We start from the raw sequence: 20,653 nt of genomic DNA, 5'->3' as shown, positions 1-20,653 counted from the left end.
TGCTTTCATTGACCCGTCGAACGAGCGACCGCTGAGGAACGGCGGTCGCCGCGTTGAGGGAGGGGAGCCCGGCGTGGGAATGACGGGCAGGATCGCGTTCGGGGCCGTCGTCGGTCTGGTCGTCATCGGAACGGTGTCGGCGAACGCGGGCCCCTCCGGCCACGGGCCCGCGCTCAGTGGCTCCGGCAGGTACGTGGTCGGCTGGGACATCCGTCCCGGCACCTACCGCACGACCGGCAACGCCCACGGCCGGTGTTCCTGGGAGCGCGCCAAGGACGCATCGGACGTGGCCGGCTCCCTGCTCGCCCACGGCGACGTCACCGGCACGGCTTACGTGACCGTCGAGGCCACCGACAAGCTCTTCACGTCGAGCGGATGCACGCCGTGGGAGGCCGTCGGCGGGAACCCGACCGGCGCACCCGCGGGCTCGCGGATCGACGGCGACGGCGGGATGTACAGAGTCGGCGTCGACATCGCCCCCGGCAGGTACCGGTCCACGGGGACCACGGACGGCCGGTGCCGCTGGGAGCGAGACAAGGACGCCCTGCATACCCCCGGATCCGTCATCGCACACGGCACGGCCACCGGATCCGCCGTCGTCACGATCAGCGCGGGCGACGCCTACTTCAAGACCACGGGCTGCAAGGACTGGACGAAGACGTCCTGACTCCCCGCTCCCGCCCGCCCGTCACCCAACGCTGCTCCCTCCCGACTCACCTCATCGCACGTCACCTCGTCTCAAGGAACTTCCATGCGTCGCACCGCACTTGCCCGCCTCTGCCTCGTCACCGCACTCCCTCTGGCGCTGACCCTGACCGCCTGTTCGTCCGACCCCTCCGCCGACACGGCGAAGCCGAAGCAGACGGCGTCCAAGGACCCGAACGCCGGTCTCCCGACGGGTACGCAACTCAAGAAGGCCCTGGCGCCGGCGTCGTACTTCGCCAAGGGCTTCGCCGTGGACCCGAGCGGGGCCCGGGACACCGGCAGCACGTACGTGGAGCCGTCGTCCGCACCCGCGTCGTCGAAGCCGGACTGCGCGAAGCTGGGCGGCACCAGCTGGATCGCCATCACCGGGGTCTCGGGCGTGTCCTTCGCACAGAACGACTACGTCAACAAGAACACCTCCGAGGACATCGCGCAGGAGATCGACACGTTCCGCGGAACGACAGCGGCAACGGTCCTCAAGGACCTGGAGCAGATGGCCTCGGCCTGCGCCACCTTCACCGACTCACAGACGCACACGAAGGTGAAGGTGACCGGACAGGCGACGTCCGGCCTCGGCGACTCGGCGTACACCATCACGCTCACCAACAGCGCCTGGGAGAACGGCACCACCCTGATCGCCGCGCGCGTCGGCACGAACGTCGTGAGCGTGCTGTCGACGGACGGCCACGACAACGGAGCGGCGACGGCGAAGAAGCTGGCCGGGGAGATCGTCACCTCCCTGCAGAAGACGGCCTCTTAGAGGGAGCGCGACCGACACAGCGGCAAACGCCCCACCTCCGCTTCGCGGGAGGTGGGGTGCGCGCGGCTCAGGTCCGAGACCGGGCCGACCCGCCCGAACCCGGTGCTCGCCCCGCAGTCGGTCTACGAGGCCAAGGCGGCGCGGTGGCGAGAGCAATGGCCCGAGCTGACCGTCCTTGACTGACCCTCCACGAGCATCATGGCTCCCTCGACCGGCGGCTGATGCCGGCTGCCTCTGCCCTCTATCAGCCGCCGCACTGCTTCAGCATCATCTGCTTGTCGGCGACCGTCACAGGAAGGTCGTACTTCAACGACACCTGGGCGAAGCGCACCGAGTACGCGCAGCGGATCCGCTTGTTCGGGGGCAGCCAAGTCGCCGGGCCGGAGTCGCCCTTCGCGCCGTTGGTGGGGCCGTCCACCGGGATCAGGTTGAGCGGGTCATTGGCGATGTCCTCACGCTTGCCCTTCGTCCAGCGCGAGGCACCCATCTGCCAGTCATAGGAGAGTGGCATCACGTGGTCTATCTGCACCTTCGCGGCGCGGGACTTGGTCCACTCGATCGTCTTGCCGGTGTACGGATCGTGCAGCGTCATGGAGGTGACGACACAGTCCGAGCCCGTCCGGAAACGGACCCGCTGCCCGTCACGTTTCAAGAGATCGTTTCTCGAGTCGCACCCGTTGTGGGCGTAGGGAATGCCGCCGGGGGCCGAGTCCATCCAGGCGTAGCCGAACTTGTCCCGGTCATAGCCCGTCTTCGGGCCGCGTCCCTTCGTGGCCACCTTCTCGATCAGCGATCGCGCCTTCGCCCTGTCCACTGCCGAGATGATCGCCGCCAGCCCCGGTTTCGTGCCGTCGGGGTTGCCCAACGGGCTCACCGAGCGACCGCTCTCCGTCGGGACATCGGAGCCTGAAGGAGAGCCACCCATCGGGAAGTCGGCGCTGTCACAACCGGTGAGCAGCAGCCCGGTGCCGAGCAGAGCGGCGGATGCCACGAGGATGCGCCGGGATCCTCCGATATGCCTCATATGCCCCTCAGAACGCATGGCGCTCCGTCCTCCCCTTGCCCGTCCCGCTTGTCCGAACCGCCTCCCACGGGCGCGGTTTCCTCACCTCACGGTAACGGCCGAAGGGTCATGTCCATACCACCCCATCCAGGCAACTGGTGCACGCCGGGCGCATGCGGAACGACTTGACGGAGCGTTCGGGCCTGGCGCCGGCTCAGGAACCGCGCCCGACCGGGGGCGGGCTGCGGCACCGTGCGGCACCTTTGCCGCAGCGGTTGTCTCCTGCTCACACCTTCCCGATACCAAGCGTCGTCTCGGAAGGAAGCAGGCCCGAGCTCAGGACCGCCACCCAGAACTCGCCCAGCAGGTCGGCGAGTTCCCCCATCGCCTCCGGGCCCAGCATCCGCCATGGTTGCGCGGCGAGTTCGTCCGTGTGCCGCTCGACGCGGCGTCGCAGCTCGCGGCCGGCCTCGGTCGCCGTACCGTCCTCGCCCACCAGGCCACGGGCGGCCAGCCGCTCCCGTGCCGCCGTCCATTCCTCAGGCGTCCAGCCCCGGCTCTCGAAACGCTCGACGGCGGCCGCGCCTATCGCGGCGAAGGAGACCAGGGACTCGGCCGGGTCCAGGCCGGCGACGAGGAGCGCGGCGAGATGGCCGTCACCGCGGTGTTCGCGCAGAATCGTGGCCGCGTGCCACAACTGCTGGTGCGGAGCCTCGGGCCACGGCAGCTCGGCGTTGCCCGCGGCCAGCGGGCGCCCTGCCGTGTTCGCCGCCTTGGCGGCACGGCGGGCGAGCGCGGCGGCCGCGGCGAGCTCGGGACTGTCGACCCGGTCGCCCAGTATCGCCCGGTAGGCCCGGTCGACCGCCCCGCTCCCGCGCCTTCAGCACGGCATCCGGGCTTGTGACGCTCCACGCGGACTTCATGTTCTCGGCGACCATGCGCGGGCTGAAGCTGTAGAAGGCGGATGCCACGCGCTCGCTCCCGACGGCACCCAACGGAGCGGCACGACAGGGGAAGTAGCTCGGCCAGCGCTCCTGCGTGCCGTACCCGAGCGCAGCCGCCTCCTCAAAGGCCTCCGGCGCGTAGTAGAGCACGGCGTGCAGGGGCTCCAGCAGGTGCCACAGCTGACGCACCCGACCGAGCTCGACCCCGTCGGCACCCTCGGCACCCGCCCCGCTCGCAACACTTTCGACATCCCCGGACATGTCCCACCCCTCGTCCCGATCGACCTCTGGAACTTGACATTGGCTAGATTGCGCGACCGGACCCAACTTGTCAATGACTAGATTCGGCGTACGCTGCTCACCATGACCGCCGCCAGGACTGCAGGGAGCGACAAGTCCGCGAAGACCGCCAAGTCCGCGAAGACCGCCGGTCCTGAGACGGCCGCCGGGACCGCGAAGGCCGACGAGACCGCCCTGGCCACCGATACCGGAGGGCCGTCCCGCCCCTACCACCACGGCGACCTCCGCCGCGCGCTCCTGTCCGCCGCGCTCGACGTCATCGCCACCCACGGGCCCTCCGCGCTCAGCCTGCGCGATCTGGCCCGCCGCGCGGGCGTCTCCCACGCGGCCCCCGCCCACCACTTCAAGGACCGCACGGGGCTGCTCACGGCGATCGCGGCCGAGGGCTACGCCCTGCTCGCGGCAGCGCTCGGTGACGCCGACGACCTACGCGACGCGGGCGTCCGCTACGTACGCTTCGCGACCGACCATCCCGCGCATTTCCAGGTGATGTTCACCCCGAAGCTGCTGCGGGAGAACGACGTGGAGCTGACGGCGGCCCGAGCCCTGGCGGGCGAGCGCCTGCGCACGGCGATCCCCACGTCCGAGGCCGCCGCACGCATCCCCGACGCCCGCCTCGCCGGCATAGCCGCCTGGTCCCTGGCCCACGGCTTCGCGACACTCCTGCTCAGCCACAACCTGGACTCCCCGATCGGCGACCGCGACCCTGAGGAGGTCTTCCACACGCTGACCGGCATGCTGTTCCGCTCCGCCTGACCAGGGCGCCCCTGCCCAAGCCGGCCGGCCGGCCCTACGACCCCAGGATCGACGTCAGGAACTCCCCGACCCAGCCCAGCAGTTCCCGTCCGACCAGCGGCTTTCCGCCCACCTTCGCGGTCTTGGGGCGGGGCACCAGGACCTGGTGGACGGCCGGTTTGATGACCGTTCCCGGGTAGAGGCGCTTGACCCGCAGTTCCTGGGACTCCCTCAGCTCGACCGGGGCGAAGCGGATGTTGTTGCCCTGCAGGACGATCTCGCCCACGCCGCACGCGCGGGCGAGCATGCGCAGGCCCGCCACCAGGAGGAGGTTCTCGACCGGCTCCGGGAGCTTGCCGTAGCGGTCGACGAGTTCCTCGCGCACGGACTTGATGTCCTCCTCGGTGTTCACGGAGGCGATCGCGCGATAGGCCTGGAGACGCAGCCGCTCGCCGGGCGCGTAGTCGTGCGGGACGTGCGCGTCGACCGGGAGCTCGATCTTGACCTCGAGCGGCGGTTCCTCCTCCACCCCGCCCTCCAGGGATGCGCGGTAGTCGGCGACCGCCTCGCCGACCATGCGCACGTACAGGTCGAAGCCGACGCCCGCGATGTGGCCCGACTGTTCGCCGCCGAGCAGGTTGCCCGCGCCGCGGATCTCCAGGTCCTTCATCGCGACGTACATGCCCGCGCCCATCTCCGTGTGCTGGGCGATGGTCGCCAGGCGCTCGTGGGCCGTCTCGGTGAGCGGCTTCTCCGGCGGATACAGGAAGTACGCGTAGCCGCGCTCGCGGCCCCGGCCGACGCGGCCACGGAGCTGGTGCAGCTGGGAGAGACCGAAGTTGTCGCCGCGCTCCACGATCAGCGTGTTCGCGTTCGAGATGTCGATGCCCGACTCGACGATCGTCGTGGAGACCAGGACGTCGTACTTCTTCTCCCAGAAGTCGACGACCACCTGCTCCAGCGTCTGCTCCGACATCTGGCCGTGGGCCGTGGCGATACGCGCCTCCGGGACGATCTCGCGCAGCCGCGCCGCCGCCCGGTCGATCGACTCCACCCGGTTGTGGATGTAGAAGACCTGACCCTCGCGCAGCAGTTCGCGGCGGATGGCGGCGCCGATCTGCTTCTCTTCGTACGGCCCGACGAAGGTCAGCACCGGGTGCCGCTCCTCCGGCGGGGTCGTGATCGTGGACATTTCCCGGATGCCCGTGACCGCCATCTCCAGCGTCCTTGGGATCGGGGTCGCGGACATCGTCAGCACGTCGACGTTCGCGCGCAGCTTCTTGAGCTGCTCCTTGTGCTCGACGCCGAAACGCTGCTCCTCGTCGACGATGACCAGGCCCAGGTCCTTGAACTTTGTCTCCGAGGAGAACAGGCGGTGCGTGCCGATGACGATGTCCACCGAGCCGTCCCTGAGGCCCTCCAGGGCCGCCTTCGCCTCCGTGTCGGTCTGGAAGCGGGACAACGCCCGCACGTTCACCGGGAACTGCGAGTAGCGCTCCGAGAACGTGCCGAAGTGCTGCTGCACCAGCAGTGTGGTGGGCACGAGGACCGCGACCTGCTTGCCGTCCTGCACCGCCTTGAAGGCGGCCCGGACCGCGATCTCCGTCTTGCCGTAGCCCACGTCGCCGCAGATCAGGCGGTCCATCGGGACCGACTTCTCCATGTCCTCCTTGACCTCGGCGATCGTGGTGAGCTGGTCCGGGGTCTCCGCGTACGGGAACGCGTCCTCCAGCTCGCGCTGCCACGGCGTGTCCTGGCCGAAGGCGTGGCCGGGCGCGGCCATCCGCGCGCTGTAGAGCTTGATCAGGTCCGCGGCGATCTCCTTGACGGCCTTCTTCGCGCGCGCCTTCGTCTTCGTCCAGTCGGCGCCGCCCAAGCGGTGCAGCGTCGGGGCCTCGCCGCCGACGTACTTGGTGATCTGCTCCAGCTGGTCGGTCGGGATGTAGAGGCGGTCGCCTGGCTGGCCGCGCTTGGCCGGGGCGTACTCCACCACCAGGTACTCACGGGTCGCACCCTGCACGGTGCGCTGCACCATCTCGATGTAGCGGCCCACCCCGTGCTGCTCGTGGACGATGTAGTCGCCCGGTTCCAGGGTCAGCGGATCGATCGTCTTGCGGCGGCGGGCCGGCATACGGGCGCCGTCGCGTCCGGCCGCCTTCTGGCCGGAGAGGTCGGTCTCCGTGAGCACGGCTAGCTTGAGGGCCGGGTCCACGAATCCGTAGTCGATCGAGCCGCACGCGACGTGCACGACCGATGGGGACAGCTTTCCGAGGTCGGCGTCCAGGCGGGCCGCGATGCCCTCACTGCCCAGCACCTCGACCGTGCGGGACGCCGGGCCGTGGCCCTCCGTCACGAACACCGTCCGCCAGCCGTCGGCGAGCCAGCCCTTGGTGTCGGCGAGTGCCTTCGCGGTGTCGCCACGGTAGGTCTCCGGGGCGTGCATGCCGAGCTTGAGGGTGTCCCCGTCCAGGGAGTCCAGTTCGTCGTCCGCCGCGAACGGCGACACCGACCACCACAGCATGCCCAGCTCGCGGGCCCGGTCCCGGACGTCCGCGATGGGCCACAGGGAGGCCGCGCCGACGTCGATCGGCGCGTCGCCACCGCCCGCCGTGGCCGCCCAGGAGGCCTGCAGGAACTCCTGGCTGGTCGCCACCAGGTCCGCGGCCCGTGTCCGCACCCGCTCCGGGTCGCACACCACGGCCATCGCGCCCTTGGGCAGGACGTCGAGGAGCAACTCCATGTCGTCGACGAGGACGGGAGCCATCGACTCCATGCCCTCGACGGCGATGCCCTCGGCGATCTTGCCGAGCAGTTCGCCCAGCTCCGGGTGCTCTTCGGCGAGGGCCGCGGCCCGCCGGCGTACGTCGTCCGTGAGGAGCAGCTCACGGCACGGGGGCGCCCACAGACCGTGCTCGGCGACCTCCAGGGAGCGCTGGTCGGCGACCTTGAAGTAACGGATCTCCTCGACGTCGTCGCCCCAGAACTCGATACGCAGAGGGTGTTCCTCGGTGGGCGGGAAGACGTCCAGGATGCCGCCGCGCACGGCGAACTCGCCGCGCTTCTCGACCAGCTCCACCCGGGAGTACGCGGCCGCGGCCAGGGCGTCCACGACGTCCTCCAGGTCGGCCTGCTGTCCGGCGCGCAGGGCGACGGGCTCCAGGTCGCCCAGGCCCTTGACCTGGGGCTGGAGCACGGAGCGCACGGGGGCGACGACGACGGAGACCGGGCCGGTCTCGGGGTCGTCCTGGCTCGGGTGGGCGAGCCGCCTGAGGACGGCGAGACGGCGGCCGACGGTGTCGCTGCGCGGGCTCAGCCGCTCGTGCGGGAGGGTCTCCCACGACGGGTACTCCACGACGCTGTCCGACGGCAGCACCGAACGCAGCGCGGCGGCGAGGTCCTCGGCCTCGCGGCCCGTCGCGGTCACGGCGAGTACGGGCCTGCCCGCGTCCCGGGCCAGTGCGGCCACGGCGAAGGGGCGGCCCGCCGGAGGGCCGACCAGGTCGACGTGCATCCGGTTGCCGTCGGAGGCGGCCTTCACCGCTTCCGCGAGTGCGGCGTCCTTGACGACGGCGTCGAGCAGACCGTGCAGGCTCATGAAAGGGGCTTCCGTCCGGGTGAGGGGCAACGCGAATCACCCGACACGCTGCGCGGGCCGGGGTGTCCAGCGTACGACTCCGTCGAGGCGTTCACCCGCGAGAGCGATCGGCTCGATGGGGTATGGACCGTACAGTTCCGTACATGAGTGCCACGTTTCCCATCACCGAGGCCCGTGCTCAGTTCGGCTCCCTGGTGCGCCGGACCGCGAACGCGCGAGAGCGCATCACCATCACGGATCACGGCCAGGCCGCGGCCGTTTTCATAAACCCCAGCGAGCTGGCCGAGCTGGAGGAGCGGGTGCTGGAACTGGAAGAGCAGTTGGCCGTGATCCGCTATCGAGCGGAGAGGGCCGACAGCACTTTCGTTGGCGTACCTCACGACGAGGTCCGCGCAATGCTCGGTCTGGAGCGTGAGTGAGCCACCAGATCATCTGGGCGGAGCGAGCCACCAGATCATCTGGGCGGAGCGAGCCACCAACACGGCCGTCCGCTTCCTGAAGGACGACCCCGATGGTCTGCGGCAGGTCTTCGCCGCAGTCGATCTCCTGGCCGACGATCCTCGCCCCGCCGGTACCGTCGCCTATGGCTCACCAGAACTTCGGCGCATGCATGTCGGGTTCTGTCGCATGCATGTCGGGTTCTATCGAGTGCTGTACGAGATCGACGACAGCACCATCACCATCGTCGTCCTGCACATCGGACGTCTCCCCTAGCTGCACCGAAGGGCTGGGCCCCGCGGACATCTCCGCCGGGCCCAGCCCTTCCCCGTTCCCCCGTACTCCCCGCCCGGTGGCTACTCCGTCGCGATCGCGTTCAGTACGTTCATCCGGCCCGCGCGGAAGGCCGGGACCAGGGCCGAGAGCAGGCCCACGAACGCCGAGCCGATGAAGACCGCGGTGATCGTGCCCCACGGGATCTCCAGAACCTTCAGACCCTCCAGAGCCAGGAGCTTCTGGGCCGTGGCGCCCCAGCCCATGCCCAGGCCGAGGCCCAGCAGGGCGCCGAAGAGAGCGATCACCACCGACTCCAGGCGGATCATCCTGCGCAGCTGGCGGCGCGAGAGACCGATCGCACGCATCAGGCCGATCTCCCGGGTGCGCTCCACCACCGACAGGGCCAGGGTGTTCACGACACCGAGGACCGCGACGATGATCGCCAGTGCAAGCAGGCCGTAGATCATGTTCAGCAGCTGGCCGATCTGGTCCTTCAGCGCCTGCTTGTAGTCGGTCTGGTCGCGGACCGTGTACTGCGGATAGTCGTGCAGCGCCGACTTCAGCGACTTGTACGCGGCCGCCTCCTGGCCGTCCTTGGCCGTGGCGAACACCAGGACGTCCAGCGGCATCGTGTCGGCAGGCACGTACTTCGCGACCGTCGCGATGGACGCGTACATCGCACCCTTGTCGATCACGACGTCGTCACTGGTGATCGCGCGGACCTTCAGACTCGCCGTCCTGCCGTCCTTGAAGTCAACCTTCACCGTGGACCCGAGCTCGATGCCGTGCTTCTTGGCGAAGCCCTCGAAGACCGACATCGAGTCCGGGCGGTAGGCGTCCGCCAGGTTCCCCGTCACCGTCTTGGTGCGCAGGTCCTGTGCGTACGTCGGGTCGGCGGCGTTGATCGTCTCGTTCTTGGACGTGCGTCCGTCGGGCGTGGTCAGCGTGGCGTCGAGCACCTTGTACTCGGTCACCCGCTCGAGACCCGGTGTCGACTTCACGGCCTTGACGGCCTGCGGAGTGATCAGCTGCCCGCCGTCGTTCTGCACGATGAAGTCCGTGCCGACGGTCTTGTCGAGCTGGTCGGTCGCGGAGGCCACCATGGAGGAGCCGACCACCGACAGGCAGGCGACCAGCGCCAGGCCGATCATCAGCGCGGCGCCCGTCGCACCCGTACGGCGCGGGTTGCGCAGGGCGTTGCGCTCGGCCATCCGCCCGACCGGTCCGAAGACCCGCAGGACGACCGCTCCGAGCATCCGGACCAGGCCGCCCGCGAGCAGCGGACCGACGGACACGAAACCGAGCAGGGAGAGGACCACGCCGAGGCCGAGCCAGAGCGAGCCGTCCTTGGCCTTGTCGGCGGCCGCGGCCACATACAGGCAGTAACCGCCGGCGCCGGTCAGGACCAGGCCGACCAGGGCGCGTATCCGGCCCGCCTTCGCATCGGCCGGGGCACCCGCGTCCCGCAGGGCGGCCATCGGGGAGACCTTGCCCGCGCGCCGGGCGGGCAGGTACGCGGACAGGACCGTGACGATCACGCCCAGCGCGAGGCCGACCACCGGGGTCGTCCAGGCGACCGTCAGGTCGTCGGTGGACAGATGCATGCCCATCGAGCCCATGAGCTTCATCAGCCCGATCGCGATGCCGACGCCCGCGCCGACGCCGAGCACGGAGCCGAACAGGCCGAGCATCAGCGCCTCGGCCAGCACCGACCGGTTGACCTGCTTACGGGAGGAACCGATCGCGCGCAGCAGACCGATCTCCCGCGTCCGCTGAGCGACCAGCATCGAGAAGGTGTTGATGATCAGGAAGATGCCGACGAGGAAAGCGATCCCGGCGAAGCCGAGCATCGCGTACTTCATCACGTTCAGGAAGCCCTCGACGTCCTTCTGGTTGGCGTCGGCGGTCTCCTGGGCGGTCTGCACCTTGTAGGCGCCGCCGATCTCGGCCGCCACGTTCTTCTTCAGCTGCGCGTCGCTGACGCCGTTGTCCGCCGTGACGTTGACGTTCGTGTAGACACCGGTCTTCCCGACGAGGGTCTGCTGGGCGGTCCTGGTGTCCAGGTAGAAGATCGCGGCACCGGGGTTGGTGACGGTGAAGGTGGCAATCCCGGAGATCTTCGCGGTGTGCGTGCCGACCGCGCTGATCACACCGATCTCGTCGCCGAGCTTCAGGTGGTGCTTGTCGGCGGTGTCGGCGTCGACCATGACCTGGTCGGAGCCGTCGGGCGCCGCACCGGAGGTGATCTTCATGGTGCGGGCGTCGTTGGCGTTCCAGCTGCCGACGATGGTGGGCGCGCCGCTCTTGGGGGACAGGTTGTTCTTGTCGGCGTCGACGACGGTCACCGAGGTGGAGAAGACCGTTCCCTCGGCCGACTTCACACCCTGCGCCCCCCGCACCTCACCGAGCACGGAGGCCGGCATGACCGGCGGCCTGCCGTTGCCGGAGGTCGTCTCGCCGCTGTCGGAGGCGCCCTTCCCACTGACCGTCACATCCGACGACGTGACCGCGAACAGCTTGTCGAACGTCGTGTTCATCGTGTCGGTGAAGACGAGCGTGCCGCACACGAACGCCACCGACAGCAGGACCGCTACGGCCGAGAGGGCCATGCGTCCCTTGTGCGCGAAGAAGTTGCGCATCGATGTCTTCAGGACGGTCATGACGTGCGCCCCCGGGCGTCGAAGTCCTTCATGCGGTCGAGGACGGCGTCCGCGGTCGGCTTGTGCATCTCGTCGACGATCCGGCCGTCGGCCAGATACAGCACGCGGTCGGCGTACGAGGCGGCGACCGGGTCGTGCGTGACCATCACGATGGTCTGGCCGAGCTCGTCGACCGAGCGGCGCAGGAAGCCCAGCACCTCGGCGCCGGCCCGGGAGTCGAGGTTTCCGGTCGGCTCGTCACCGAAGATGATCTCGGGGCGGGCCGCGAGGGCGCGGGCCACGGCGACGCGCTGCTGCTGGCCGCCGGAGAGCTGGGTGGGCCGGTGCTTGAGCCGGTCGGCCAGGCCGACGGTCTCCACGACGCGGTCCAGCCACGCGCGGTCCGGTTTGCGGCCCGCGATGTCCATGGGCAGCGTGATGTTCTCGATCGCGTTCAGCGTGGGGAGCAGGTTGAAGGCCTGGAAGATGAAACCGATCCGGTCCCGGCGCAGCTGCGTGAGCTTCTTGTCCTTCAGGCCGGTGATCTCGGTCTCGTCGAGGAAGATCTGACCACCCGTCACGGTGTCGAGCCCGGCCAGGCAGTGCATCAGCGTGGACTTGCCGGACCCCGAGGGGCCCATGATCGCGGTGAACTGGCCGCGCGCGATGTCCACGTCGACGTGGTCGAGGGCGACGACCCGGGTCTCCCCCGACCCGTACGCCTTGACGACCTGCCGCGCTCGCGCGGCAACGGCCGTACGCCCTCCAGTGCCCCCGTGCCTGGGAATGGTCACGGCCGATGTCATGTCAAATCTCCTATGTCGGTCTGTGGATGGGACGCGTGGTCCCTCGTCAGGTCGATCAGTGGTTGGCTGCGTCGATCAGTCTGGTGCCGGAAGGGGCCCCGGCGCGCTGGTGCCCGGCCCCGTGTTCTGCTGGGGAAAACCCCACCCCCTCCGGTGCGGCCGGCACGACCCCCGTGCGTCCCGGCCGCTCCCCAGCGGCGTAAAGCCAGGTTAAGGACGGCCCGGTCCCCTCTCGTCCTCCGTCGGGACGAACCTTCCCCGAGCCCTGGTACGGAGCAACCCCTAGGGGCAGTCCACCGGAGGGTGGACTCTTTCTCAGGGTCGGCTCCACCCCCGGCGCAGCCAGGCTCCGCCCTCCCGCCACGTCAGGGTCAAGCCTCCCGCCACGTCAGGGGCAAGCCACGCCGGCAGGTGAGAAACCTCGCCGCGCCAGAGCCGAGCCGCCCTCGGGGGCGGCCTCCCGCGGAGTCGGGCTCCGGTGAGAAACTTGCGTGCGGCGGACAAGTGCAAGGGGAGGCATCCGGTGGGCAGTACCAGACCTGCGATACGCGAAGCCGCACGGCACGCCGGATCCGACAGACGCGGTGCCGTCGTCGCCGCGTTGATGCTCTCGATGGCGCTGGCCGCGCTCGACTCGACGATCGTGTCGACCGCCGTGCCGCAGATCGTCGGCGACCTCGGCGGCTTCTCCGTCTTCTCGTGGCTGTTCTCGGGCTACCTGCTGGCCGTAACGGTGACGCTGCCCGTCTACGGCAAGCTCTCCGACACCTTCGGCCGCAAGCCGGTGCTGATCGCGGGCGCGTCCGTCTTCCTGCTCGGCTCGCTGCTGTGCGCGCTCGCCTGGAACATGGGGGCGTTGATCGCGTTCCGCATCGTGCAGGGCCTGGGCGGCGGTGCGCTCCAGGGCACCGTGCAGACGCTCGCCGCCGACCTCTACCCACTGAAGGAGCGCCCGAAGATCCAGGCGAAGCTGTCCACGGTGTGGGCGGTGTCCGCGATCGCGGGCCCGGCGCTCGGCGGGGTACTCGCCGCCTACGCCGACTGGCGGTGGATCTTCCTCATCAACCTGCCGATCGGGGCCGTCGCGCTGTGGCTGATCGTGCGCCATCTGCACGAGCCGCACCGCGAGTCGGGTCCCCGCCCCCGCATCGACTGGGCGGGCGCGCTCGCGGTGTTCGCCTGCGGGGGCGTCCTGCTGACCGCGCTGGTGCAGGGCGGGGTGGCCTGGCCCTGGCTGTCGGCGCCCTCGCTGGCGTTCTTCGGCACCGGACTCGCGCTGGTCGCCGTGGTGGTGGCGGTGGAGCGCCGGGCCGCGGAGCCGATCATCCCCGGGTGGGTGTGGCGGCGCCGTACGATCGCCGCGGTCAACCTGGCCCTGGGAGCGCTGGGACTGCTGATGGTGGCCCCGACGGTCTTCCTGCCGACATACGCGCAGGCGGTCCTCGGACTCGCGCCGGTCGCAGCGGGGTTCGTGCTCTCCGTGTGGACGTTGAGCTGGCCGGTGTCGGCGGCGCTCAGCCAGCACGTGTACCGGCGCGTCGGCTTCCGTGCCACGGCGATGCTGGGCATCGGGCTCGCGGCTCTGCTCCTGCTCGCCTTTCCCTTCCTGCCGTACCCGGGCTCGCCCTGGCAGCCGGCTCTTCTGATGCTGCTGCTCGGCGGCGCACTGGGCCTCTTCCAGCTCCCGCTGATCGTGGGGGTGCAGTCGACGGTCGGCTGGTCGGAGCGCGGCACGACCACGGCGTCCGTCCTCTTCTGCCGCCAGACCGGCCAGACCGTCGGGGCCTCGGTGTTCGGTGCGGTCGCCAACGGCGTCCTGGCGTCCCGGCTGGGCGGCGCGGGCGACCTGGACGCGGTGACGCGGGCCCTGGACGGGGGCTCCGCGCCCGAGGCGACCCGCCGGGCGATCGCGTCGGCGGTCCACGCGGTCTACCTGGGCGCGTCCTGCGCGGCGGCGCTCGCGTTCCTGGTCCTGCTCCTGCTGGCCCCGCGCCGCTTCCCGGTGCTCAAGGACTGACCCGGCGTGACGTTCGGCGAACTGCCGGCGCGGCTCCCGGGCCTGGTCCTGTGTCCGCTGACGGCCGAGGACGCCGAGGCGTACTACGACGTCCTCGACGGCAACCGCGAGCACCTGCAGTTCGCTTCCCACCCTGGGCGCGATCACGGTCGGCGCGATACCGGGCACGAACGGGTCCCTGCTCGTCGGCAGACAGTCCGGCCGCTGCACCGACATCTACAACAACACGATCACCAACGGCACCCAGGCGGAGATCTGGGACTGCAACGCTGGCCAGAACCAGTCCTGGACCTACACCTCCCGCAAGGAACTGGTGGTGTACGGCAACAAGTGCCTGGACGCCTACAACCTCGGTACGACCAACGGCACGAAGGTCGTCGTCTGGGACTGCAACGGCCAGGCCAACCAGAAGTGGACGGTGACTGACGGGCCACCCGGCATCGAGGGACACACGGGGCCCAGGTGACCGCGGGTAACAACACAGGTCGGTGAAGGCAAGCGCATACCGACCGCTCAGTTTGGCGAAAGGCTCCCGCATCCCTGTACGCGCGAGTAACGTGCGTCGCCGCCCCCCGCTCCCTGCGGTCCGCCGCCACGGACCCGAGCCGGCAAGGAGAAACGGGATGTCCGACGCATTTCCGTCGCCGCACTCGTCCCCCGAGTACACAGCACCGCACCACTCGTCACCCTCGTATCCGACGTACCCGTGGCAGCCGCCGCCCGCCGACCCGGTGCGGCGGCGGCTGCCACGCCACCAGCCGCTCGGCCACCACAGCGACCTTCGGGTCCTGCGCACCGCCTACCGCTGGCAGCGGCGCGTGGCCACCCTCACCGCGCTGGGCTACTTCACGCTCTTCCTGGTCCTGTCCGCGTTCGCGCCGTCCTTCATGACCACCCCGGTCACCGGCGGCCTCACCATGGGCCTGCTGCTGGGCCTGCTCCAGGTCCCCGTCGCCTGCCTCGCGATCGCCGTGTACGAGTACACGGCCCGCCACACGGTCGACCCGATCGCCGACCGCATCCGCAGACAGGCCACGCTGGACGCCAGGCGGGAGGCCGCGCGATGACCACGGCGAGCACAGTCGGCGGGCTCACCGGATTCAACAGTTCGGCGCAGGCCATGTCGCTGGTGGCGTTCACCACCGTCGCCACCATCACGCTCCTGCTGTGCGTGATGACCGGTCCCGACCGCGACGACCTCGACGAGTTCTACACCGGCTACAACTCCCTGTCCCCGATGAGCAACGGCCTCGCCATCGCCGGGGACTACATCTCCGCCGCCACCGTGCTCAGCACCGGCGGGATCATCGCGCTCACCGGGTACGACGGTGTCGTCCTCGCCCTGAGCACGGCCCTGTCGCTGATGCTGCTGATGTTCCTGCTCGCCGAACCCCTGCGCAACGCGGGCCGGTTCACCATGGGCGACGCCCTGGCACGGCGGATGCCCGGCCGGGCGGTGCGTATGACCGCGTGCATCGTGACCGTCGCCGCGCTGCTGCCGATGATGCTCGTCCAACTCGCCGGAACCGGCGACCTGCTGGCCTTCATCCTCGGCTTCTCCAGCGACGCCTTGAAAACGGGCTGCATCATCGGCATCGGCGCCCTGATGATCAGTTACGCGGCGATCGGCGGCATGAAGGGCACCGCCCTCATCCAGATCCTGAAGATCGTGATGCTGCTCGGCTCCGGCGCGGTCGTCGCCGCGCTGATCCTGCACCGCTTCGACTGGGACCCCGGCGCGCTGTTCTCGGCCGCTGCGAAGAACAGCGGGGTCGGCCCCGCCTTCCTGCACTCCGGCCTGGAGTTCGCGGGCGGCCCGGCTCCCCGCCTCGACATGATCAGCTCGGAGCTGACGGTGGTGCTCGGCGGCGCCTGTCTGCCGCACATCACCATGCGGATGTACACGGCGAACAGTGCCCGGCAGGTGCGCCGCTCGATGTCCTGGGCGGTGCCGTCGGTAGCCCTGTTCGTGCCCATCATCACGGTCGTCGGGTTCGGCGCGACGGCCCTGATCGGGCGCGAGACCATCGCGGCGGCCGACCCGCAGGGCCGCACGGCCTACCTGCTGGGCTCCCGCGCGGCGTTCGGGCCGGAGGTGTCGGCCGGCGCGACACTGCTGTTCACCGCGGTGACGACGGCCATCTTCCTCACCCTGCTCGCCTCCGTGGCCGGAATGATCCTCGCCTGCGCCAACTCCCTGGCCCACGACGTGTTCGCGGCCCATATGCGGGAGCTGACACCGCGCCGCGAGATGACCGTGGCGCGCCTGTCGGCCATGGCGGTGGGCGCGGTGGCGATCCTGCTCGCCACCCTCGTCCACCACCTCAGCCTGCAGCCGCTGGTGACGCTCTCCTTCTGCATCGGCGCTTCCGCGATCGCACCGGCACTCGTGTACACCCTCTTTTGGCGCCGCTACACCCGAACGGGCCTGCTGTGCACGCTGATCGGCGGCACGGCGACGGTGGTGGTCCTGATGACCGGCACGAACCTGGTCTCCGGCTCCCCCGCCGCGGCCTTCCCTGACGCCGACTTCAACTGGTTCCCCTTCACCACCACCGGTCTCGTCTCCATTCCGCTGGGCTTCGCCTACGGCTGGCTGGGCACGATCGCCTCCGGCCGCCGCCACGCCGCGGAGCAGCGACGGCAGTACGAGGCCGTGGAGGGATGGATCCTGGCGGGTGCGGTACGACGGAGCGGCTGACGAAACGGTGCCCGCGGAGCGGGTCTACTCCGCGGGCGCCCGGCCCGTCAGCATGGCGAGACTGTTGCGAACGTGGTCCATCTGCGCCTGCACGCTGTCCCATTGCTCGCCGTGCTCCCGCAGCACCCGTTCCGTCTCCCGGGCGATGCGCTCCTCCCGCAGCCGCGCCTCGGCGATCAGTCCGGCGGCGCGCTCCTGGGCGTCCCGCTGGAACTGCCGGGCCGACTCCTCGGCCTCGTCGAACGCCCGCTTCGCCTCCGACAAAGACGCCTCCGCCCGCGCCACCCGCTCCGCCTCCGAGGCATCCAGCGCGGCGGTCCGTGCTGCCGCCGCGCGCTCCTCGCCCTCCCAGCGCTCGCCGTGTTCACGCTCCTGTTCGGCGAGCAGCGTCTCGGTGCGCTGCCGCACCTCGCGCAGCGCGGCCAGCGCCTCGCCGCGGGCCTCCTTCACATCGCGCCGCGCCGTGATCCGTACGTCGTCGGCCTCGGCCCTGGCCGCCAGCAGCCGGGTACGGATCCGCTCCTCGGCCTCGCCGCGCACCTCGTCGGCATACGCCTGTGCCACCTCCCGCATCTGACCGGCGGCCTCCTCCGCCTCGGCGACCAGGCGCTGCGCCTCCTGCCGTGCGTCCTCCCGCAGTGCGGCGACCTCCTCCCGCGCCATGTCGAACAGCCGCCGGGCCCGGTCACCGAGGCCCTCGTACGTCTGCGGGCCCAGCTGCGCCACCGTCTCGCGCAGCCGCGCCAGGTCCCCCTCCATCTCCTTGGCCAGCACAGTGAGCCGGGCGGCCCGCTCCCAGGCGGCGTCGCGGTCCTGCGAGAGGGCTGCGGTGTACGCGTCGACCTGATCGGGTCGGTAGCCGCGCCGTACGGACACGAAGCCGTGCGGCGACCCCGATGCGCTGCTCATGAATCCCCTCTCCACCTGACCCACACGAACCGATGATTTTTCGCACATCTTGATGGATCAGACAGAAGTGTTCATAACGCGACACTCCACACGTGAGCAACGCATGACGCTGAAGATCACCTGAAAAAGCGGCTGGGCCCGGTCGTATGTACGACCGGGCCCAGCCCTTGACACTACGTCAGAAACAGCTCACAGCAACCCGTCCCACATCTGCTCCAGCAGCACCGACCACCAGCTCTCCGGCGAACCCAGCGCCGCCGGGTCGAGCGAGGCGAGCTGCGCCTGGAAGTCGACGGTCCAGCGACCGGCCTGCTCCTGGTTGAGCCCGAACCGCAGCCGCCACATCCGGCCCAGCAGCGCCAGACAGCGCACGAACTCAGGCAGTCCCGTGTTCACGAACTGCGGCGGCAGGGAAGCGCCGCCCGGGCCCGGCTCCACCGGCACAGCGACGATGTTCGCCGTGCCGTACTGCACACAGATCGCCCTGCCGAAGTCGCTGCCCATGACCAGATACGAGGCCGCGTCCGACGCCGACTGCACCCCGCGCTCCTGCGCGAGTTCGGCCAGCGTCGGCACAGGGCGGCCCGGCTGGGCCTGCGCCCAGAAGAACGGGCCCATGTCGAACGGCAGTCCGGCCACCACCAGGGTGTGCGCCACGATCGGCGGTACGCCCTGCCGGGACACCGCGGCCTGGTCGAACCGGAAGATCCCGGGACCGAAGGCACCGGCCAGCTCCTGCGCGATGCCCTCCGGCGGGATCGGCGGCGCGGGCTGCACCGGCGGCAGCGGGGCTCGCACCGCGCCCGGACGCGCCGGACCGTCCGCCACCTGATGCAACTCCCCCTGGTGGGCGAGCAGTTGCTGCATTCCCTGCTGACGCGAGGCATGGTCGGTGCCGTAGGGAGCGATGCTGGTGATCCGCGCCTGCGGCCAGTTCTCCCGGATCATCCGCGCGCAGTAAGCGCCCGGCAGCTCACACGACTCCAGTTCCGTGTGCAGCTCCAGCACCTGGTCCGGCGGGACGTTCATCGCACGCAGCTCGTGGAAGATCTGCCACTCCGGGTGCGGGGTGCCCGGCGCCGAACGCCGGATCAGCTGCTGCTCGGAACCGTCCTGCGCGCGGTAGCGCAGCACGGCCTGATAGCCGGGGCCGACCGTCGGCTGGCCGGCAGACGGATACCCGTACGACGGCTGCTGCCCGGGCAACGGCTGCCCCGGCACCGGCTGCGGGACCCCAGGCAGCGCGCCCGGCACGCCCTGGGGCGGCGGCGGAGGCGCACCGGGACCACCGAGCGGAGGCCCGGCCGGCATGGTCTCGGCGTGATGCCCGACACCGGGGGCGCCCGGAGCACCGGGCGTACCAGGCGCACCCATGGCGCCTGGAGCGCCCGGGGGCATGCCCGACGCGGCGGGGGCACCCGGCGGCTGCGGCGCACCCGGACCACCGGCGGCCGGACCGGCAAACATCGTGGCCGCATGGTGCACACCACCCGGAGGCGCACCACCCGGCTGGTTCGACATCCCCGAAGGCTGAGGGGCACCCGGCGGCTGCGGCGCTCCCGGCGGGGACGTGCCCGGGCCCGCCACGGCCTCGGGCCCGTCCGGGCCGAGCTGCGAGACGAGCTGTGTGGGCACATAGCCGCCCGGCGCACCACCCGGCGGCGGAGGCACGGCACCCGGCCGCGCTCCAGGCGTGCCGGGGGCACCCGGCGGATGGGGCGCACTACCGGCGCGCGCAGGCCGCGGCGGCGCCGCCTTGCTGGTCGCGGCGTCGGCGATGTCCTCGGCGTTCGCCGCGAACCGCCGCCCGGGCCCGGACGAACCCACCGGAGACTGCGGGGTGTTGGGCGCCCCGGGCGCCCGCGGGACACCCGGCGGAGGCGTACCGGGCACACCACCGGGCCCCTGCGGATAACCGTACGAGGGCACACCAGCAGGCGGAGTACCCGGCGCACCCGGAACCCCACCCGGCCCCTGCGGATAACCGTACGAGGGCACACCAGGAGGCGGAGTACCCGGCGCACCCGGAACCCCACCCGGTCCACCCGGACCCGGCTCGTCCACCGCCGGGGCCACCGCCGTACGCGGCAGTTGGCTGCCGCCCGTCATCAGCGCGGTCTTCGCATCCGGGACGGACGCGGGCGGCGGCGTAGTACCGCCGTCGCCGGCATCGCCGAGCGGCGGCGCGAACACCGTCGCCGGCAGCGGAACCGAACGGTCCTCGCCGCCCTCGGCGTTGGTGTCCGTCCCCGCCCACGGCGTCGCCCCTGCGGGCACACCCGGCGCCCCGTCCCGCACCCCGTCGCCGCCCCCCGCGGCGGGCCACGGCGTACCCGACGCCGCACCCGGGGGGACCGGAGCAGCCGGCGCAACCGGGGAATCCGCGGCCGCGGCCGGAGGCGACCCCGCACCGTCCGACGCCCCGCCGCCCCGACGGCGATCCGGAACACCCATCCTGTCCGCCGCCTCCTGGAGCCACTCCGGCGGGCTCAACAAGAACGACGTCTGGTTCAGATCCACCCGGGCGGCCGGCGCAGGCGCCGACTGCGCCACCGCGTCCGTCGCCCCGTACTCCTCCTCGTACCGGCGGATCACCTCACCCACCGGCAGCCCCGGCCACAGCGTCGCCTCACCGCTGTCGCGGGCGATCACGAGCCGCTGCGCGCCCCCGTCCGACCGCGGCCCCTCGGCACGGTCCTCCGCCCACACCACGAACCCGAGCTCGAACTCCCGCACCCGCACCTCACGATGCTGGTACGACGGCACATCCCCGTTGATCCACTCTTCCGCACGCTCCTGCGCCTGCGCGAACGTCACCATCGCTT

General features: G+C 70.8%; 14 protein-coding genes and 3 pseudogenes. 10 read left to right on the top strand and 7 right to left on the bottom strand.

Going from position 1 to position 20,653, the window contains the following annotated elements:
* The first annotated feature begins 79 nt into the window (after window positions 1-79).
* From ACZ3TS_RS13870 to ACZ3TS_RS13860, 3 genes and pseudogenes are all read left to right on the top strand, one after another.
* Window positions 80-667 (top strand): hypothetical protein, encoded by a 588-nt coding sequence (locus ACZ3TS_RS13870; protein ID WP_467617164.1) that lies wholly within the window; start codon window positions 80-82, stop codon window positions 665-667.
* 84 nt (window positions 668-751) lie between these two features.
* Window positions 752-1,465, top strand: a complete 714-nt coding sequence (locus ACZ3TS_RS13865; RefSeq protein ID WP_467617162.1) for a hypothetical protein — start codon at window positions 752-754, stop codon at window positions 1,463-1,465.
* A gap of 90 nt (window positions 1,466-1,555) precedes the next feature.
* Window positions 1,556-1,648 (top strand): annotated as a pseudogene (locus ACZ3TS_RS13860) (nucleotidyltransferase family protein); the annotation flags it as partial.
* A 61-nt stretch (window positions 1,649-1,709) separates the two neighbouring features.
* Here the strand turns inward: ACZ3TS_RS13860 and ACZ3TS_RS13855 are convergent.
* Both ACZ3TS_RS13855 and ACZ3TS_RS13850 read right to left on the bottom strand, forming a co-directional pair.
* Window positions 1,710-2,489 (bottom strand): HNH endonuclease family protein, encoded by a 780-nt coding sequence (locus ACZ3TS_RS13855; RefSeq protein WP_467617160.1) that lies wholly within the window; start codon window positions 2,487-2,489, stop codon window positions 1,710-1,712.
* Window positions 2,490-2,754: 265 nt separating this feature from the next.
* Window positions 2,755-3,673, bottom strand: a pseudogene (locus tag ACZ3TS_RS13850) (SCO6745 family protein).
* Window positions 3,674-3,775: 102 nt separating this feature from the next.
* Between ACZ3TS_RS13850 and ACZ3TS_RS13845 the strand changes: the two are divergent.
* Window positions 3,776-4,468, top strand: a complete 693-nt coding sequence (locus tag ACZ3TS_RS13845; protein ID WP_467617158.1) for a TetR/AcrR family transcriptional regulator — start codon at window positions 3,776-3,778, stop codon at window positions 4,466-4,468.
* 34 nt (window positions 4,469-4,502) lie between these two features.
* On the opposite strand, the gene mfd is transcribed toward ACZ3TS_RS13845, so the two are convergent.
* Window positions 4,503-8,042 (bottom strand): transcription-repair coupling factor, encoded by a 3,540-nt coding sequence (gene mfd, locus ACZ3TS_RS13840; protein ID WP_467617156.1) that lies wholly within the window; start codon window positions 8,040-8,042, stop codon window positions 4,503-4,505.
* Window positions 8,043-8,185: 143 nt separating this feature from the next.
* On the opposite strand from mfd, the gene ACZ3TS_RS13835 reads away from it, so the two are divergent.
* Both ACZ3TS_RS13835 and ACZ3TS_RS13830 read left to right on the top strand, forming a co-directional pair.
* Entirely contained in the window at window positions 8,186-8,461 is a 276-nt protein-coding gene (locus ACZ3TS_RS13835) for a type II toxin-antitoxin system Phd/YefM family antitoxin (protein ID WP_467617154.1), read from the top strand.
* Entirely contained in the window at window positions 8,454-8,756 is a 303-nt protein-coding gene (locus ACZ3TS_RS13830; protein ID WP_467617152.1) for a type II toxin-antitoxin system RelE family toxin, read from the top strand. The genes ACZ3TS_RS13835 and ACZ3TS_RS13830 overlap by 8 nt, the downstream gene beginning before the upstream one ends.
* An 80-nt stretch (window positions 8,757-8,836) precedes the next feature.
* On the opposite strand, the gene ACZ3TS_RS13825 is transcribed toward ACZ3TS_RS13830, so the two are convergent.
* Together ACZ3TS_RS13825 and ACZ3TS_RS13820 are read right to left on the bottom strand one after the other, a co-directional pair.
* The gene (locus ACZ3TS_RS13825) at window positions 8,837-11,416 is read right to left on the bottom strand and encodes an ABC transporter permease (protein ID WP_467617149.1); all 2,580 of its coding nucleotides are present in this window, start codon (window positions 11,414-11,416) and stop codon (window positions 8,837-8,839) included.
* Window positions 11,413-12,201, bottom strand: a complete 789-nt coding sequence (locus ACZ3TS_RS13820; RefSeq protein WP_467617147.1) for an ABC transporter ATP-binding protein — start codon at window positions 12,199-12,201, stop codon at window positions 11,413-11,415. Before ACZ3TS_RS13820 ends, ACZ3TS_RS13825 begins: the two co-directional genes overlap by 4 nt.
* Before the next feature lie 523 nt (window positions 12,202-12,724).
* On the opposite strand from ACZ3TS_RS13820, the gene ACZ3TS_RS13815 reads away from it, so the two are divergent.
* The 4 genes and pseudogenes from ACZ3TS_RS13815 to ACZ3TS_RS13800 all read left to right on the top strand — a co-directional run bounded on the left by ACZ3TS_RS13815 (window position 12,725) and on the right by ACZ3TS_RS13800 (window position 16,919).
* On the top strand, window positions 12,725-14,218 hold the full coding sequence (locus ACZ3TS_RS13815) for an MFS transporter (protein ID WP_467617145.1): 1,494 nt from the start codon (window positions 12,725-12,727) through the stop codon (window positions 14,216-14,218).
* 118 nt (window positions 14,219-14,336) lie between these two features.
* Window positions 14,337-14,648, top strand: a pseudogene (locus tag ACZ3TS_RS13810) (ricin-type beta-trefoil lectin domain protein); the annotation flags it as partial.
* A gap of 193 nt (window positions 14,649-14,841) precedes the next feature.
* Complete coding sequence (locus ACZ3TS_RS13805) at window positions 14,842-15,285, top strand: DUF485 domain-containing protein (protein WP_467617142.1); 444 nt, start codon at window positions 14,842-14,844, stop codon at window positions 15,283-15,285.
* Entirely contained in the window at window positions 15,282-16,919 is a 1,638-nt protein-coding gene (locus ACZ3TS_RS13800) for a sodium/solute symporter (protein WP_467617140.1), read from the top strand. Before ACZ3TS_RS13805 ends, ACZ3TS_RS13800 begins: the two co-directional genes overlap by 4 nt.
* 24 nt (window positions 16,920-16,943) lie before the next feature.
* On the opposite strand, the gene ACZ3TS_RS13795 is transcribed toward ACZ3TS_RS13800, so the two are convergent.
* Both ACZ3TS_RS13795 and ACZ3TS_RS13790 read right to left on the bottom strand, forming a co-directional pair.
* Window positions 16,944-17,828, bottom strand: a complete 885-nt coding sequence (locus ACZ3TS_RS13795; protein ID WP_467617138.1) for a cellulose-binding protein — start codon at window positions 17,826-17,828, stop codon at window positions 16,944-16,946.
* Window positions 17,829-18,017: 189 nt separating this feature from the next.
* Window positions 18,018-20,648, bottom strand: a complete 2,631-nt coding sequence (locus ACZ3TS_RS13790; protein WP_467617136.1) for an SUKH-4 family immunity protein — start codon at window positions 20,646-20,648, stop codon at window positions 18,018-18,020.
* Between the last annotated feature and the right edge of the window lie 5 nt (window positions 20,649-20,653).

This window comes from Streptomyces sp. NPDC022910 (assembly GCF_055561075.1).
The sequence above is the reverse complement of the archived record's forward strand: the minus strand, read 5'-3'. Positions and strand labels throughout refer to the sequence as shown.

Bases quoted from the DNA above. Each gene is read 5' to 3' on its own strand.
- ACZ3TS_RS13870 (WP_467617164.1), top strand. From the start codon at position 80: ATGACGGGCAGGATCGCGTTCGGGGCCGTCGTCGGTCTGGTCGTCATC.
- ACZ3TS_RS13865 (WP_467617162.1), top strand. From the start codon at position 752: ATGCGTCGCACCGCACTTGCCCGCCTCTGCCTCGTCACCGCACTCCCT.
- ACZ3TS_RS13855 (WP_467617160.1), bottom strand. From the start codon at position 2,489: ATGAGGCATATCGGAGGATCCCGGCGCATCCTCGTGGCATCCGCCGCT.
- ACZ3TS_RS13845 (WP_467617158.1), top strand. From the start codon at position 3,776: ATGACCGCCGCCAGGACTGCAGGGAGCGACAAGTCCGCGAAGACCGCC.
- mfd (WP_467617156.1), bottom strand. From the start codon at position 8,042: ATGAGCCTGCACGGTCTGCTCGACGCCGTCGTCAAGGACGCCGCACTC.
- ACZ3TS_RS13835 (WP_467617154.1), top strand. From the start codon at position 8,186: ATGAGTGCCACGTTTCCCATCACCGAGGCCCGTGCTCAGTTCGGCTCC.
- ACZ3TS_RS13825 (WP_467617149.1), bottom strand. From the start codon at position 11,416: ATGACCGTCCTGAAGACATCGATGCGCAACTTCTTCGCGCACAAGGGA.
- ACZ3TS_RS13820 (WP_467617147.1), bottom strand. From the start codon at position 12,201: ATGACATCGGCCGTGACCATTCCCAGGCACGGGGGCACTGGAGGGCGT.
- ACZ3TS_RS13805 (WP_467617142.1), top strand. From the start codon at position 14,842: ATGTCCGACGCATTTCCGTCGCCGCACTCGTCCCCCGAGTACACAGCA.
- ACZ3TS_RS13800 (WP_467617140.1), top strand. From the start codon at position 15,282: ATGACCACGGCGAGCACAGTCGGCGGGCTCACCGGATTCAACAGTTCG.
- ACZ3TS_RS13795 (WP_467617138.1), bottom strand. From the start codon at position 17,828: ATGAGCAGCGCATCGGGGTCGCCGCACGGCTTCGTGTCCGTACGGCGC.
- ACZ3TS_RS13790 (WP_467617136.1), bottom strand. From the start codon at position 20,648: ATGGTGACGTTCGCGCAGGCGCAGGAGCGTGCGGAAGAGTGGATCAAC.